The sequence below is a fragment of the Testudinibacter sp. P27/CKL/0425 genome (assembly GCF_052931395.1).
Genome location: NZ_CM128801.1, coordinates 1890800 through 1904980, shown reverse-complemented (window position 1 = coordinate 1904980; position 14181 = coordinate 1890800). Strand labels below are relative to the sequence as shown.

General features: G+C 48.4%; 17 protein-coding genes. 13 read left to right on the top strand and 4 right to left on the bottom strand.

The genetic code is table 11. The features are described from left to right. Positions 1-94: 94 nt before the first annotated feature. Positions 95-544: a DMT family transporter gene (locus tag ACUHGC_RS09500; RefSeq protein WP_446833091.1), complete on the bottom strand. Its 450-nt coding sequence runs from the start codon at positions 542-544 to the stop codon at positions 95-97. 10 nt (positions 545-554) lie between these two features. Beyond that, the gene (locus ACUHGC_RS09495) at positions 555-989 is read right to left on the bottom strand and encodes a DMT family transporter (protein WP_446834883.1); all 435 of its coding nucleotides are present in this window, start codon (positions 987-989) and stop codon (positions 555-557) included. Between the two features lie 122 nt (positions 990-1111). Between ACUHGC_RS09495 and ACUHGC_RS09490 the strand changes: the two genes are divergently transcribed. The 3 genes from ACUHGC_RS09490 to ACUHGC_RS09480 all read left to right on the top strand — a co-directional run bounded on the left by ACUHGC_RS09490 (position 1112) and on the right by ACUHGC_RS09480 (position 3041). Beyond that, positions 1112-2035 carry a LysR family transcriptional regulator gene (locus ACUHGC_RS09490; RefSeq protein WP_446833090.1) on the top strand — a complete coding sequence of 308 codons (924 nt, stop codon included), beginning with the start codon at positions 1112-1114 and terminating at the stop codon, positions 2033-2035. 341 nt (positions 2036-2376) lie between these two features. After that, positions 2377-2520: a hypothetical protein gene (locus ACUHGC_RS09485; protein WP_446833089.1), complete on the top strand. Its 144-nt coding sequence runs from the start codon at positions 2377-2379 to the stop codon at positions 2518-2520. Positions 2521-2579: 59 nt separating this feature from the next. After that, entirely contained in the window at positions 2580-3041 is a 462-nt protein-coding gene (locus ACUHGC_RS09480) for a DUF1848 family protein (RefSeq protein WP_446833088.1), read from the top strand. Between the two features lie 64 nt (positions 3042-3105). On the opposite strand, the gene ssb is transcribed toward ACUHGC_RS09480, so the two are convergent. Then, positions 3106-3588 carry a single-stranded DNA-binding protein gene (gene ssb, locus ACUHGC_RS09475; RefSeq protein WP_446833087.1) on the bottom strand — a complete coding sequence of 161 codons (483 nt, stop codon included), beginning with the start codon at positions 3586-3588 and terminating at the stop codon, positions 3106-3108. 165 nt (positions 3589-3753) lie between these two features. On the opposite strand from ssb, the gene uvrA reads away from it, so the two are divergent. From uvrA to mreD, 4 genes are all read left to right on the top strand, one after another. Then, positions 3754-6591 carry an excinuclease ABC subunit UvrA gene (uvrA, locus tag ACUHGC_RS09470; RefSeq protein ID WP_446833086.1) on the top strand — a complete coding sequence of 946 codons (2838 nt, stop codon included), beginning with the start codon at positions 3754-3756 and terminating at the stop codon, positions 6589-6591. A gap of 151 nt (positions 6592-6742) precedes the next feature. After that, positions 6743-7792 carry a rod shape-determining protein gene (locus tag ACUHGC_RS09465; RefSeq protein WP_446833085.1) on the top strand — a complete coding sequence of 350 codons (1050 nt, stop codon included), beginning with the start codon at positions 6743-6745 and terminating at the stop codon, positions 7790-7792. Between the two features lie 84 nt (positions 7793-7876). Continuing rightward, positions 7877-8944, top strand: coding sequence for a rod shape-determining protein MreC (mreC, locus tag ACUHGC_RS09460; protein WP_446833084.1), 1068 nt, complete (start codon positions 7877-7879; stop codon positions 8942-8944). Then, positions 8944-9432 carry a rod shape-determining protein MreD gene (gene mreD, locus ACUHGC_RS09455; RefSeq protein ID WP_446833083.1) on the top strand — a complete coding sequence of 163 codons (489 nt, stop codon included), beginning with the start codon at positions 8944-8946 and terminating at the stop codon, positions 9430-9432. Before mreC ends, mreD begins: the two co-directional genes overlap by 1 nt. A gap of 91 nt (positions 9433-9523) precedes the next feature. Here mreD and suhB read toward each other — a convergent pair whose 3' ends face one another. Then, positions 9524-10327: an inositol-1-monophosphatase gene (gene suhB / locus ACUHGC_RS09450; RefSeq protein WP_446833082.1), complete on the bottom strand. Its 804-nt coding sequence runs from the start codon at positions 10325-10327 to the stop codon at positions 9524-9526. Between the two features lie 185 nt (positions 10328-10512). Here suhB and ACUHGC_RS09445 point away from each other — a divergent pair, with 185 nt between their 5' ends. The 6 genes from ACUHGC_RS09445 to iscU all read left to right on the top strand — a co-directional run bounded on the left by ACUHGC_RS09445 (position 10513) and on the right by iscU (position 14102). After that, the gene (locus tag ACUHGC_RS09445; protein ID WP_446833081.1) at positions 10513-10800 is read left to right on the top strand and encodes a hypothetical protein; all 288 of its coding nucleotides are present in this window, start codon (positions 10513-10515) and stop codon (positions 10798-10800) included. Next, the gene (locus ACUHGC_RS09440; RefSeq protein WP_446833080.1) at positions 10797-11090 is read left to right on the top strand and encodes a type II toxin-antitoxin system RelE/ParE family toxin; all 294 of its coding nucleotides are present in this window, start codon (positions 10797-10799) and stop codon (positions 11088-11090) included. Before ACUHGC_RS09445 ends, ACUHGC_RS09440 begins: the two co-directional genes overlap by 4 nt. A gap of 2 nt (positions 11091-11092) precedes the next feature. Beyond that, on the top strand, positions 11093-11833 hold the full coding sequence (trmJ, locus tag ACUHGC_RS09435; RefSeq protein ID WP_446833079.1) for a tRNA (cytosine(32)/uridine(32)-2'-O)-methyltransferase TrmJ: 741 nt from the start codon (positions 11093-11095) through the stop codon (positions 11831-11833). Positions 11834-11958: 125 nt separating this feature from the next. After that, positions 11959-12435, top strand: coding sequence for a Fe-S cluster assembly transcriptional regulator IscR (iscR, locus tag ACUHGC_RS09430; RefSeq protein WP_446833078.1), 477 nt, complete (start codon positions 11959-11961; stop codon positions 12433-12435). Positions 12436-12481: 46 nt separating this feature from the next. Further along, a complete protein-coding gene (locus tag ACUHGC_RS09425) occupies positions 12482-13696 on the top strand; it encodes an IscS subfamily cysteine desulfurase (RefSeq protein ID WP_446833077.1) in 1215 nt (404 codons plus the stop codon). A 22-nt stretch (positions 13697-13718) separates the two neighbouring features. After that, complete coding sequence (iscU, locus tag ACUHGC_RS09420) at positions 13719-14102, top strand: Fe-S cluster assembly scaffold IscU (protein WP_446833076.1); 384 nt, start codon at positions 13719-13721, stop codon at positions 14100-14102. Positions 14103-14181 lie beyond the last annotated feature (79 nt).

Below are 14181 nucleotides of genomic sequence, written 5' to 3'. Positions count from 1 at the left end.
CCTTGGGTTAAAAAAGGCTTGAGCCTGTCAATGGTTTAGATTTGAGCTAACAGATTTAGCTCAACACATCAATCCAACAATGGCGAAAAACCAATCAAGCCTTTCTTCTGCCGCTACTATGAATAAAATACAAAGCAATGCCAAGGCACACCACGGCGGCGAGTCTGGTTGGTGAAAAATCAATGGCGGTGTTGTTTAGCCAGCCGAAATTGTCAATCAGCATACTCATCGCAAGCTGTCCAAAGATGACCGCGACGGTGGCGGTGGCGGCACTCAGCTTTTGTAGTGCGAAAGTCATAATCACAATGTATGGCACGCCCAATAATGCCCCCATCAGCTGCCATTTGGGTACATCAAGCAAGCCCACCGCACGGCTTGGCTCGATAAAGAAAATCAACAAACCCGTTATCAACATACCCAAAAAGAAAGTTAAAAAGGCGGCATGGTACACGCCAAGCTGACTGCCTAAGCGTCCGTTGGTCGCCGCCTGAATGCTGAGCATTGCCCCGCCGATGATGGCGAGTAAAATCATTAGAATTTGCATGGTGCTCCCCTTAAATCATCATCAAAATTAACGCAGCAACGATAAACATCAATGCAATCAAGCGTTTCGGATTAATCTTGGCGTGCGGCATGCCCAGCCAGCCAAAGTGGTCAATAATCAGGCTCTTGCCCACCTGTCCTGCAAGCACCCCCACCATCGTCAACGCAATCCCAATCTGCGGCACTGCGATGGCGAGAATCACCACATAAATCGGTCCCAATAGTCCGCCAATCAGCGTCCAAGATGGCTGGCTTAAATAGGACGGCGTGTTGCGTGGGCTAAAAAATAACAACAGCAAAAAGGTCAGCACCGACCCCACCGAAAAAATACTGAACGTCGCCCACAAACTGCCAACGCTACCGGCAAGTGGCCCCAATAAACCGGCTTCCACCGACAGCCCCATGCCGGCGGCTATCACCAATAAAATCACCAAAAATTGCATCATCACTCCAATTGCTTCACAAGAGGCCGCCATAATACGCTGTTTTATTTTTTTAAAAAATAGTATAATTACCAAAACACTATTGCGAAATTTGCAATAGTATCACCAGCCCAAGAACGCCCAAAATGAACATCGACCAGATTAACTTACGCACGCTCAGGTTCTTTATCGGCGTTTGCCATCACCAGAGCTTTACCACCGCTGCCAAGCTTGAAAACGTCTCGGCATCAATGATTTCACGCAGCATTCAGCAGCTTGAGGACTCGCTTGGCGTGTCGCTGCTGCACCGCAATACCCGCTCGGTATTGCCCACCGAAGCAGGTTTGCAGCTGCTTGATACCGCCCAAAAAATGCTGCAAGAATTTGACTGGCTCGGACAGACCTTGCACAGCCAAGCCATTCAAGGGCTGATTCGCATCAACGCCCCCATCAGCTTTGGCGAACAGCACATTGTGCCGCACTTGGCAGCGTTGCAGGCACGCTACCCCTTGCTGTCGATTGAGCTTGTGCAGACCGATGCCTATGCCGACCCGCTCAAAGACCCGATGGATTTGCTGTTTCGTATCGGCGTGCTGAACGATTCGTCATTCAAAGCACGGGTATTTGCCACCGTCAACATGGGGTTGTTTGCGTCGGCGGCGTATCTGGAGCGGCACGGTACGCCGACTACGCCAAGCGATTTGGCACAGCATAAAAGCGTGGTGTATAAAGGGCATCTCGGGGTCGAGCCGTGGCTGATGTGGCAAGATGACGCTTGGCAACGGGTGCAGCCGCCCGTGGCATTGGCGGTGAATCATGGCGAGAGTATGTTGATGGGAGCGGAGGCAGGCTTGGGCATTGCTCTGCTGGCGGATTGGCTGTCTTATCAAGCGGTGTGTGACGGGCGACTGGTGCCGGTGCTTGATAACCACACATGGACAAACCACAGCGAGCCGACTTATGTGACTGCCATCTACCCAAACAGCCGCCAAGCCCCGCCCAATGTGCGGGCGGTGATTGACTTTTTTGTCGAGCGGTTTGGGGAAGCGGTGTATTGGCAGCGGTTTTAGGGGGGATTGTCCTGCGGTCGCACCGTTGGCAAGATTGAGCAGGGATTGCCGGCAGAATTGAAGCGGTTTGGCCTCAATATAAAAAGCCAAGTGCGGTTCAGATGACCTCTAAACAATAATATGCAATCACAATCACCTTATCTCTACATGGTCTTGGACCAATCTTTTTTCTGCGCTGATTATAAAGTGATACTTCATGGTTAATTTAAAAATCGGTGGATTATCAAATTTTCCTTATTGCTCTATACTGGTTGCTAAAATTTAATCTCGGCTGCGTCAGGCAAGCAGAAAACCGCACAGCCGATAAATCCCCCGTTCTGCATTAAAGAGAGTGTGAAATCATGCGTAAAACAGCATTAGACTATATCGGCAAAGATATTGTGTTCCCCCATGCGCTTGCCGGATTGCCAAGCAAATTATCCGTCGTTGGGTTGCTCGGTGATTTAGGGCTATATCGATTGAAGAAGCCACAGAAATTCGCATAAGAGCTGGATGAATTTTTAAGCGAATAATGGGCTTACGTTATGATTGTTAAGGAAAATAGATGATTGTTAATACCGGTAGGCGTACCGATACCGTCCATTATTACAGCGAGTGGCTATTAAAACACTTTGAGGAAGGCTACGTGTTATCACGTAATCCGCTGTTTCCAAACAAAGTTACCCGCTATGGCATTCATTCGTCAGCTTGTATGACATTAGAGATGCTCGGTAATGCCAACGGCGTGCAATTTCGAGATCTCAAACATAAAGGATTGCGCCAAGGTTGCCACTGCATCGAAAGCCGTGATATCGGCACTTATGATAGTTGCACCAGTGGGTGTAAATACTGTTACGCCAATAAAAGTGCGAAAAAAACGTTAAGCAATGCCCAATTGCACGATCCCAATTCGCCATTGTTACTCGGACACTTGAAAGAGACGGATACCATGATGCAAGGGCAACAGAAAAGTTTTTTGGCAAATAAGCAGATGGATTTGATTATGATGTGGGAAGATGTTGCTTAGCAGAATAAATAAACCCTGTCAGATAACAGGGTTTATTTTTTCATCTTAATAACCTAAAGTGCGGTTAAAACGGAATATCGTCATCAAAATCAATCGGCGGCTCAGGCTGGGCTGCCGGTTTTTGTGCGGCAGGCGCAGGGCGAGAAGCTGGTGCCGGGGCGGAGTAGCCGCTGGATTGTTGTGGTGCGTAGCCGCCTTGTTGTCCTCGTTCGCTACGGGAATCCAACATTTGCAGGTTGTCGCCTTGAATTTCGGTGGTGTAGCGATCTTGCCCGTTTTGATCTTGCCATTTGCGAGTTTTCAAACGCCCTTCGACATACACTTTACTGCCTTTGTGCAGGTATTCACCGGCAATTTCAGCTAAGCGGCGATACAACACGATGCGGTGCCATTCGGTGACTTCGCGCATTTCGCCGGTGTTTTTGTCGCGCCAAGATTCGCTGGTCGCCACGCTGATGTTTGCTACTGCTTCGCCGTTCGGCATGGTACGGATTTCAGGCTCATTGCCCAAATTGCCTACAATAATGACTTTATTTACGCCTGCCATAGTATCCTCTTTACTTATGTTCTAGTTTGTACGTTATCGTGCTATATGTTGCCTGAAAATCAAAAAAAAATCACCCTTTTAAATAAAAAAGATACTGGATATTTACACAGTTTTTTTATTTGTGCGATAATCATTCCAATTTTACACCAGAATTGAGACGAATTTATGGACAACATTGAGGTTCGCGGTGCGCGTACCCATAACTTAAAAAATATTGATTTAACCATTCCGCGCGATAAATTGGTGGTGATCACCGGTTTATCGGGATCGGGCAAATCCTCATTAGCGTTTGATACGCTGTATGCCGAAGGGCAGAGGCGCTATGTAGAGTCGCTTTCCGCCTATGCGCGCCAATTTCTGTCTTTAATGGAAAAACCAGACGTGGATCACATTGAAGGGCTTTCACCGGCGATTTCGATCGAACAGAAGTCCACTTCGCACAATCCGCGTTCAACCGTCGGCACGATCACCGAAATTTATGACTATCTGCGTTTATTGTTCGCTCGTGTGGGGGAGCCACGCTGTCCGACGCATGATGTGCCGCTGGCAGCGCAAACGATTAGCCAAATGGTCGATAAAGTGCTGGAATTGCCGGAAGGCAGTAAAATGATGTTGCTGGCGCCGGTGGTGAAAGAGCGCAAAGGCGAACACGTTAAGTTGCTGGAAAATATTGCGGCGCAAGGGTTTATCCGCGCCAGAATTGACGGCGAAATTTGTGATTTGTCCGATCCGCCGACCTTGGCGTTACAGAAAAAACACACCATTGAAGTGGTGATCGATCGCTTCAAAGTGCGGTCTGATCTTGCCAGTCGCTTGGCGGAATCGTTTGAAACCGCACTTGAGCTGTCGGGCGGTACGGTGGTGGTTGCGCCAATGGAAGGCAGTGAACAACCGTTGGATGAATTACTGTTTTCCTCGAATTTTGCCTGTCCTCATTGCGGATATTCGGTGGCGGAATTAGAGCCGCGACTGTTTTCATTCAACAATCCGGCAGGGGCGTGTCCGACTTGCGACGGCTTGGGCGTGCAGCAATATTTTGATGAAAAGCTGGTGATCCAAAATCCGTCGATTTCGCTGGCAAACGGCGCTATTAAGGGTTGGGATCGTCGCAATTTCTACTATTTCCAAATGCTGTCCTCACTTGCTAAACATTATCAATTTGATATTCAGCAGCCGTTTGAAGCCTTGCCAAAGGCAATTCAAGAGGTGATCCTAAATGGTTCCGGCGAAGACGAAATTGAATTTCAATATGTGAATGATCGCGGTGATATCACCGTGCGTCGCCACCCGTTTGAAGGCATTTTAAACAATATGGCGCGTCGCTATAAAGAAACGGAATCCACTGCGGTGCGTGAAGATTTAGCGAAAAACATCAGCACGCGCCCTTGTGCCGCTTGTGGCGGCTCACGTTTACGCACCGAAGCGCGCCATGTGTTTATCGAGCAATTCAACTTGCCGAACGTGGCGGAGCGCAGTATTGGCAATGCGTTAGACTTTTTTGAACAGTTACAGCTCACCGGGCAACGGGCACAGATCGCTGAAAAAATCCTGAAAGAGATCAAAGAGCGGTTGTCGTTTTTGGTGAATGTCGGCTTGAATTATTTGTCGTTATCCCGTTCGGCGGAAACACTATCGGGGGGGGAAGCTCAGCGGATCCGCTTGGCGAGCCAAATTGGTGCAGGGTTGGTGGGCGTAATGTATGTGTTGGACGAACCTTCTATCGGTTTGCACCAGCGAGATAATGAACGCTTGCTGAAAACCTTGATCCATTTGCGCGATCTGGGCAATACGGTGATCGTGGTTGAACACGATGAGGATGCGATTATGGCAGCCGATCATATTATCGACATCGGACCGGGGGCAGGCGTGCACGGCGGTGAAATCGTTGCCAGTGGCACGGCAGAACAATTAATGAAAAACAGCGCCTCACTAACTGGGAAATATTTGTCAGGGGCTGAAAAAATTGAGATTCCGAAAAAACGCACCAAAGTTAACGACGAGAAATGGTTAACCTTGAAGGGTGCGAGTGGCAATAACTTAAAAAATGTCGATTTAGCGATTCCGGTTGGTTTATTCACCTGTATCACCGGGGTTTCCGGCTCAGGCAAATCCACGCTGATTAACGATACCTTGTTCCCACTGGCACAAAATGCACTGAATAGAGCGGACAACACCCACGTCGCGCCTTACCAAAGCATTGACGGCTTGGGGCATTTTGACAAAGTGATCGATATTGACCAAAGCCCGATCGGGCGTACACCGCGTTCAAATCCGGCGACCTATACCGGCTTGTTCACCCCGATTCGCGAACTGTTTGCTGGTGTGCCTGAAGCGCGGGCGCGTGGTTATAATCCGGGGCGGTTTAGTTTTAATGTGCGTGGTGGGCGTTGTGAGGCGTGTCAGGGGGACGGGGTGATCAAGGTCGAAATGCACTTTTTGCCGGATGTGTATGTGCCGTGTGATCACTGCAAGGGCAAGCGTTATAACCGTGAAACCTTGGAAATTCGTTATAAAGGCAAAACCATTCATCAGATTTTAGAGATGACGGTGGAGGAAGGGCTGGAATTTTTCTCTGCGGTGCCGATGATTGCGCGCAAATTGCAAACCTTAATGGACGTTGGCTTGTCGTATATCCGCTTAGGGCAATCGTCAACCACGCTGTCGGGCGGCGAAGCGCAACGGGTGAAATTGGCGACAGAGCTGTCAAAACGAGACACCGGCAAAACGCTGTATATTCTTGATGAGCCGACCACCGGCTTGCATTTTGCCGACATCAAACAGCTGTTGGGCGTGTTGCACTGTTTGCGTGATCAAGGCAATACCATTGTGGTGATTGAACACAATTTAGATGTGATCAAAACTGCCGACTGGATCATCGATCTGGGGCCGGAAGGCGGCGACGGCGGCGGACAAATCATTGCGCAAGGCACACCGGAGCAGTTGATTAAACAGCAACAGTCGCACACCGCACGCTTTTTAGTGCCGATTTTAGCAAAGAAATAAGCCAAGTGCGGTTTCGTTTCAAGCCCGATCAAATTTGATCGGGCTTTTCAATTGACGAGAATTTAAAGTTGTGAAAAGGTCTGCTTTTTGGTACATTTAGCACAATTTTTTCGCCTTTAAAGGCTTAACCTCTTTCTAAATCGGAATCACTATGTTTAAAAAAATTCGCGGTCTGTTTTCTAATGACCTCTCTATCGATCTGGGCACAGCCAACACACTTATTTATGTTAAAGGTCAAGGCATCGTTTTAGATGAGCCGTCGGTGGTTGCCATTCGTCAGGATCGAGTCGGATCGCTGAAAAGCATTGCGGCAGTCGGGCGTGAAGCGAAAATGATGTTGGGGCGCACCCCGAAAAGTATTGCTGCGATTCGCCCGATGAAAGACGGCGTGATTGCGGATTTTTTTGTCACTGAAAAAATGCTGCAATATTTTATCAAACAAGTTCACCGCAATAACTTCATGCGCCCAAGTCCACGCGTGTTGGTGTGTGTGCCGGCAGGCGCAACCCAAGTGGAGCGTCGTGCGATTAAAGAGTCGGCAATCGGTGCCGGTGCGCGTGAAGTATATTTGATTGAAGAACCGATGGCCGCGGCAATCGGCGCTAAATTGCCGGTTTCGACCGCAACCGGTTCAATGGTGATCGATATCGGCGGCGGTACAACCGAAGTGGCGGTGATCTCCTTAAACGGCGTAGTGTATTCCTCTTCCGTGCGTATCGGCGGCGATCGTTTTGATGAAGCGATCATTGCGTATGTGCGTCGCACTTTTGGCTCGTCAATCGGCGAAGCGACCGCGGAACGGATTAAACAAGAGATCGGTACTGCGTTTATCGAATCAGACGATGAAGTCAAAGAGATTGAAGTTCACGGACACAACTTGGCAGAAGGCGCACCGCGCAGCTTTAAACTGACTTCGCGCGACGTGTTGGAAGCGATTCAACAGCCATTAAGCGGCATTGTGACCGCCGTACGTACCGCACTTGAGTCGTGCCCGCCGGAACTGGCAGCCGACATTTTTGAACGTGGCATGGTGTTAACCGGCGGCGGCGCATTAATGCCGAATATTGATACCTTATTATCCAGAGAATCCGGCGTGCCGGTGATTGTTGCCGAAGATCCGCTGACTTGTGTAGCGCGCGGCGGCGGCGAAGCGTTGGATATGATTGATATGCACGGTGGCGATATTTTCAGCGACGATTAAGCATCGTCTTGAAAACACTCTTTATTTTTCACAAGTGCGGTTTTGGCAATCAGTTAAAACCGCAACTTTTTTAAGAGTAACTGCATGAAACCTATTTTTTCTAAAGCCCCGCCTTTAGGAATCCGTTTGATTTTAGCCGTTGTGGCGTCGGTGCTGTTGATGATCGGCGACGGGCGCAGCAGCGGCATGATCCAACTGCGCAGCCTGATGGAAACCTCGATCAGCGGCATTTTCTATTTCGCCAATATCCCGCGTTCGGTTTTGGACGGTGTTTCGGATAATCTGGCGGACACCTCAAAACTACAACTTGAAAATCGCGTACTGAAAGAACAGCTGCGTGAAAAAAATGCCGATTTGCTGCTGCTTGATCAACTGAAAGTCGAAAACCAACGTCTGCGCTTATTGCTCAATTCACCACTGCGTTACGACGAATACAAGAAAATCGCCGAAGTGCTGACCACCGAAACCGATATTTATCGTCAACAAGTGGTGATCAACCAAGGCAGCCGCGACGGCGTGTATGTCGGGCAGCCGATTATTGATGAAAAAGGCGTGGTCGGGCAGGTGACTTCTGTGGGCGCAACCACCAGCCGGGTGTTGCTGATCACTGATGTCACCCATTCCATTCCGTTGCAGGTGTTGCGCAATGATGTGCGTTTAATTGCCAGCGGAACCGGGCGTGGCGACGAGTTGCAATTGGATAACGTACCGCACTCGGTGGATATTGTGAAAGGCGATCTGCTGGTGACTTCCGGTCTGGGCGGGCGCTTCCCCGAAGGCTACCCGGTGGCGATCGTGGACTCGGTTTCGACGGATAAACAAAACTATTTCGCGGTGATCACCGCCAAACCGCTGGCTTCACTCGAACGTTTGCGCTATTTATTATTGCTATGGCCAGTGAATGATGAGCTGCACCGCGCGCAATCGTTGTCGCCGGAAGATGTGCGCAACACCGTGCGTCAGCGACTGTCAATCCGACAAGATGAATTGCTAAGCCCGGCGGATGCAAATAAAAATTTGAAAGAGCCAATCGATCCGAATCAACCGAATCCGAATGACGCAGGACAAAATCCAGCGGAGAGCAACGAGTTGGATCCGGCAGATGCCAACCAGCAACGGCAGGATGCGTTAACGACTGAGGGGAATCAATAATGCGCAGTAATTGGATTTTTCAGTTTTTAATGGTTGCCTGCACCTTTTTGGTGGCGCTAGTGATGGAAATCACCCCGTGGTCGGCGGAATTTCAAGGCTATCGCCCTTCATGGCTGGTGTTGGTGCTGCTGTATTGGGTTTTAGCCATTCCGAATAAAATCAGTATCGGCTGGTCATTTTTAATTGGCTTGGTTTGGGATTTGAGCCTCGGCTCAATTCTGGGCGTACACGCCTTAGTGTTATCGGTGTTCGCCTATCTGATCGCGTCTAACCATTTGATCTTGCGTAACCTGTCGCTGTGGTTGCAGAGCATTTTAGTGGTTGTTGCGGTGGTGATGATCCACCTTGTGATTTTCCTGATCGAATTGTTTATGCACAATGCGCATTTTAATTCGCAAGAGTTAATCGGCGCTGCGATCAGCGGCGTGCTGTGGCCTTGGGTATTTTTACTGCTGCGCACCTTGCGCCGTAAGTTTCATCTGCGTTAAGACGCTAAAAGTGCGGTTATAGAAGTGGTATAGAAAAGGCGGGATAGTTCCCGCCTTTTGCATATTCGCTTTATTTAGCTTTTGACTTGGCTTAGCCTTTTAACGCGTCTGTCAAGTGCGGTTGGATTTTGGTTAAAATCGCTTTGGCAATGCGCGGCGCCGCGGCAACCAAATTGCCTGATTTCAAATAGTTATGTCCGCCGACAAAATCGGTGACAATTCCGCCCGCTTCCCGCACGATCAGATCACCGGCTGCGCAGTCCCACGGTTTTAAACCGATTTCAAAATAGCCGTCCACACGGTTGGCTGCCACATAGGCTAAATCCAACGCCGCGGAACCGCTACGACGGAAGTCAGCTGCTTCTTCGATCATGGAACCGATGATATTTAAATGTGCAGGCATATGTTGTTTTGCCTTGAATGGGAAACCGGTTGCCAGCACTGTGCCGTCTAAATCGCGACGGTTTTCAACACGCAGGCGAGTTTCGTTTAATTTTGCGCCTTCGCCGCGCACCGCGGTGAACAGTTCATTGCGGATTGGATCATAAACCACGCCGACTTCGGTGCGGCCGTTTTCACGAATCGCGATAGAAACTGCAAAATGAGGGAAAGATTTGATAAAATTGGTGGTGCCATCCAGCGGATCAATCACCCATTGTACATTGCTGTTTTCGCCTTCGATTGCGCCGCTTTCTTCGGTGATAATCGTATGATCAGGATACGATTTTTTGATCACCTCGATAATGGCTTGTTCAGCCGCTTTGTCGATATTGGTCACATAATCATTAGCGCGTTTGGTTGTGGTTTCGATGCTTTCTGGGCGCTCGTAACCTTGGGCAATCACATTGCCTGCTTTTCGTGCAGCACGAATAGCGATGTTTAACATTGGATTCATAATTCCACCGGATTTTAAAGAACGAAAAATAGAGGGTTTGATTTTGTCCTACAAAAACAAAACTGGGCGCATTATAAGAAATTGTACGGAGAATTGCGAGGTAAATTTATTTTTGTCTTATGCGCGACTGAGAAATTAAGGTATGATTGACAACACAAATGACACCATTTTTTAGTGGGGGACGCATGGAGACCATTCATTTTCGGATCGATGAAAAAACCAAGCAATTGGCAATGCAGGCGGCGAAACGGCAGAACACCGATTTGACCAAACTGATGCGTGAAAAGGCAGAGGAGTTGGCGGCGCAAGAGCGGGAATATCAAAGTAATGCCCATGAGTATTGGCTTGAAGCACAAATTGCAGAGGCAATTGAACGCTATGACGGCGGACAAACCCAAGCAATTAATCACAGTGAAAGCCAGCAACGAATGCGGCAATTGCGTCAGCGCTTAATCGAAAAGGATAGCGCATGATGCTGTTTTGGGAACGGAAAGCGCAGGAAGATCGGGAAATGATCTTTCAGTATTTTTTTGAACACGCCGGTTTGGCGCTTGCTGATCAAGTCGAGGCAAAATTTGAATCAATGGCGGAATTATTACAAGCCAATCCACTGCTCGGCAAGCCGATTAAAAACGGCAAAAAGGCTTTTCGCAAACTGGTGATACCGCACTTTCCGTTTATTTTTATTTACGCCGTTGCAGAACAGCGGATTATGATTTTGCGGGTGCTGCACACTTCGCGTAAATTAAGTGGTCATTATTAATTATGATAAATCCTTCGTTATTACATAATATTCGAATTGTATTAGTTGAAACTTCTCACAGCGGCAATATCGGCTCGGCGGCGCGGGCGATGAAAACCATGGGCTTGTCGTTGTTGTATTTGGTGTCGCCCAAAGTCTTGCCCGACGAGCAATCGACCGCACTTGCCGCCGGGGCTTATGATATTGTGCAAAGTGCGGTTGTGGTGGAGAGTTTGGATCACGCAGTGGCGGATTGCGAAATAGTGATCGGCACCAGTGCGCGCAGCCGCCACATTACGATTCCGTTGATCGAGCCGCGTGCGTGTGGTGAACAGGCGATTTATGCCGCTTCGCAAGGCGCAAAAGTGGCGATTGTGTTTGGGCGTGAGCGCGTCGGGCTGACCAACGAGGAGCTGCTGAAATGCCGTTTTCATCTGAATATTCCCGCCAATCCGGAATATTCCTCACTCAATCTGGCAATGGCGGTGCAATTGGTGAGCTATGAAATTCGCATGGCGATGCTGGCGCAGCCTGCCGAGCAGCCAACCGCACTTGCCGCTGAGCCGATTATCGAAAAACCGACTCAACAGGAATTGGAATATTTTTTCACCCAAACCGAACAGCTTTATCGTCGTTTGGATTTCATCAAAAATAACGGCGTGATGCCGAAATTGCGCAGCTTATACGCACGCGCCGATCTGCAAAAAAATGAATTGAATATTCTGCAAGGCATGCTAAGTGCGGTGCGGAAAAAGTGCGGTTAAGCGATAAATGCTTCTGCTTGTTGCTTCGATAGACAAAAACATACAAAAATAGTCAGGTTTAAAGTTGACTAAAATAGTCTGGTATGAAAAAATTCACCTCATCAGATTATCGTTGAGGAACAGACATGAAATTGACATCAAAAGGACGTTACGCCGTGACGGCAATGCTGGATATTGCACTGAATTCACAGCGCGGTGAGATCGAGATGCCGATTACATTAGCCGAAATTTCAGAGCGTCAGCAAATTTCGCTCTCTTATTTGGAGCAGCTGTTTGCCAAATTGCGCCGTTTCGGCTTGGTGAAAAGTGTGCGCGGCCCCGGCGGTGGTTATTTATTGGGAATGCCGATCGATAAAATCGCGATTGGCATGATTATTGCAGCGGTGAATGAAAATATTTCGGCAACCAAATGCAAAGGCAAAGGCAACTGCCAAGGCGGAATCACTTGTTTAACGCATTCATTGTGGGAGCAGTTAAGCGAGGAAATCGAGGAGTTTTTGAACGGCATCACCATCGCCGATTTGGTCAATAAACAGACTCAACGCAGTGCCTTAAAAAAACATTTGGAACAGCAACCCCTTCAAGTCGTTAATCGCGCTTAGCCTTGGTGCAAGTGCGGTTGATATTGTTAATTTTTCAGGAGTGAAAATGAAATTACCAATTTATTTGGATTATGCGGCAACTTGTCCGGTGGACGAACGAGTAGCTAAAAAAATGATGGAATTTATGACCTACGACGGTATTTTTGGTAATCCGGCGTCGCGTTCACACCGTTTCGGCTGGCAGGCTGAAGAGGCGGTGGATATTGCGCGTAACCAAATCGCTGATTTGATCGGGGCGGATTCCAGAGAGATCGTGTTTACCTCCGGTGCAACCGAATCCGATAACTTGGCAATTAAAGGTGTGGCGCATTTCTACCAAACCAAAGGCAAACACATCATCACCTGTAAAACCGAACACAAAGCGGTGTTAGATACCTGCCGTCAGTTAGAGCGTGAAGGTTTTGAAGTGACTTACTTAGAGCCGGAAGCGGACGGCTTGATTGATCTGGCTAAATTCGAAGCGGCAATGCGCGACGATACGATTTTAGTCTCGATTATGCACGTGAACAATGAAATCGGTGTGATCCAAGACATCGAAAAAATCGGTGAACTTTGCCGCGCGAAAAAAGTGTTGTTCCATACTGATGCAACGCAAAGCGTGGGCAAAGTGGAGATCGATTTAAGCAAATTGAAAGTCGATTTAATGTCATTCTCAGGTCATAAATTATACGGACCAAAAGGCATTGGCGGCTTATATGTGCGCCGTAAACCGCGCGTGCGTATCGAAGCGATGGTACATGGCGGCGGACATGAGCGTGGTATGCGTTCAGGTACACTTCCGGTTCATCAAATTGTCGGCATGGGCGAAGCCTATCGCATTTGCAAAGAAGAAATGGCAAGCGAAATGGCGCGGATTAAAACGCTGCGCGACAGATTGTATAACGGCTTGAAAGACATTGAAGAAGTGCACGTTAACGGTTCGTTGGAACAGCGCGTGGCGGGCAACTTGAACATCAGCTTCAACTATGTTGAAGGCGAATCGTTGATGATGTCTTTAAGTGATTTGGCGGTGTCATCAGGTTCGGCTTGTACCTCAGCCAGCCTTGAGCCTTCGTATGTGCTGCGCGCATTGGGCTTGAATGATGAGCTGGCGCACAGCTCCATTCGCTTCTCAATCGGGCGTTACACCACCGAAGAAGAAGTGGACTATGCGATTGAATTAGTGAAAAAAGCAGTCACCAAACTGCGTGAACTGTCCCCATTATGGGATATGTTTAAAGAAGGCATTGATTTGAACACCGTGCAGTGGACTGCCCACTAATCGAGCAACAGGAGAATTTAACATGGCATATAGCGAAAAAGTAATCGATCATTATGAGAATCCGCGTAACGTGGGTTCATTCGATAAAAAAGAACAAAATATCGGCAGCGGTATGGTCGGTGCGCCGGCTTGCGGCGATGTGATGCAGCTGCAAATCAAAGTAGACGATAACGGCATTATCGAAGATGCACGTTTCAAAACTTACGGCTGTGGCTCGGCAATCGCTTCCAGCTCGCTGATCACCGAATGGGTGAAAGGCAAATCACTGGATGAAGCAGGCTCAATTAAAAACAGCCAAATTGCAGAAGAGTTGGAACTGCCGCCGGTGAAAGTTCACTGTTCAATTTTGGCGGAAGATGCGATTAAAGCGGCAATCGCCGACTATAAAGCAAAAAATAATAAATAATCTTAACCCTGTTTCGCGCTGGCGGAACAGGGCTTTTCTCTATTTTAAGTCTCAACTGAGATGGTTTTGAATATAAGGA

Excerpts from the sequence above, each read along its gene's own strand:
- iscR (WP_446833078.1), top strand. The coding sequence starts at position 11,959 with ATGAAATTGACATCAAAAGGACGTTACGCCGTGACGGCAATGCTGGAT.
- trmJ (WP_446833079.1), top strand. The coding sequence starts at position 11,093 with ATGATAAATCCTTCGTTATTACATAATATTCGAATTGTATTAGTTGAA.
- mreC (WP_446833084.1), top strand. The coding sequence starts at position 7,877 with ATGAAACCTATTTTTTCTAAAGCCCCGCCTTTAGGAATCCGTTTGATT.
- uvrA (WP_446833086.1), top strand. The coding sequence starts at position 3,754 with ATGGACAACATTGAGGTTCGCGGTGCGCGTACCCATAACTTAAAAAAT.
- ACUHGC_RS09490 (WP_446833090.1), top strand. The coding sequence starts at position 1,112 with ATGAACATCGACCAGATTAACTTACGCACGCTCAGGTTCTTTATCGGC.
- ACUHGC_RS09445 (WP_446833081.1), top strand. The coding sequence starts at position 10,513 with ATGGAGACCATTCATTTTCGGATCGATGAAAAAACCAAGCAATTGGCA.
- ACUHGC_RS09500 (WP_446833091.1), bottom strand. The coding sequence starts at position 544 with ATGCAAATTCTAATGATTTTACTCGCCATCATCGGCGGGGCAATGCTC.
- ACUHGC_RS09425 (WP_446833077.1), top strand. The coding sequence starts at position 12,482 with ATGAAATTACCAATTTATTTGGATTATGCGGCAACTTGTCCGGTGGAC.
- ACUHGC_RS09485 (WP_446833089.1), top strand. The coding sequence starts at position 2,377 with ATGCGTAAAACAGCATTAGACTATATCGGCAAAGATATTGTGTTCCCC.
- ACUHGC_RS09480 (WP_446833088.1), top strand. The coding sequence starts at position 2,580 with ATGATTGTTAATACCGGTAGGCGTACCGATACCGTCCATTATTACAGC.
- ACUHGC_RS09440 (WP_446833080.1), top strand. The coding sequence starts at position 10,797 with ATGATGCTGTTTTGGGAACGGAAAGCGCAGGAAGATCGGGAAATGATC.
- iscU (WP_446833076.1), top strand. The coding sequence starts at position 13,719 with ATGGCATATAGCGAAAAAGTAATCGATCATTATGAGAATCCGCGTAAC.
- ACUHGC_RS09495 (WP_446834883.1), bottom strand. The coding sequence starts at position 989 with ATGATGCAATTTTTGGTGATTTTATTGGTGATAGCCGCCGGCATGGGG.
- mreD (WP_446833083.1), top strand. The coding sequence starts at position 8,944 with ATGCGCAGTAATTGGATTTTTCAGTTTTTAATGGTTGCCTGCACCTTT.
- ACUHGC_RS09465 (WP_446833085.1), top strand. The coding sequence starts at position 6,743 with ATGTTTAAAAAAATTCGCGGTCTGTTTTCTAATGACCTCTCTATCGAT.
- suhB (WP_446833082.1), bottom strand. The coding sequence starts at position 10,327 with ATGAATCCAATGTTAAACATCGCTATTCGTGCTGCACGAAAAGCAGGC.
- ssb (WP_446833087.1), bottom strand. The coding sequence starts at position 3,588 with ATGGCAGGCGTAAATAAAGTCATTATTGTAGGCAATTTGGGCAATGAG.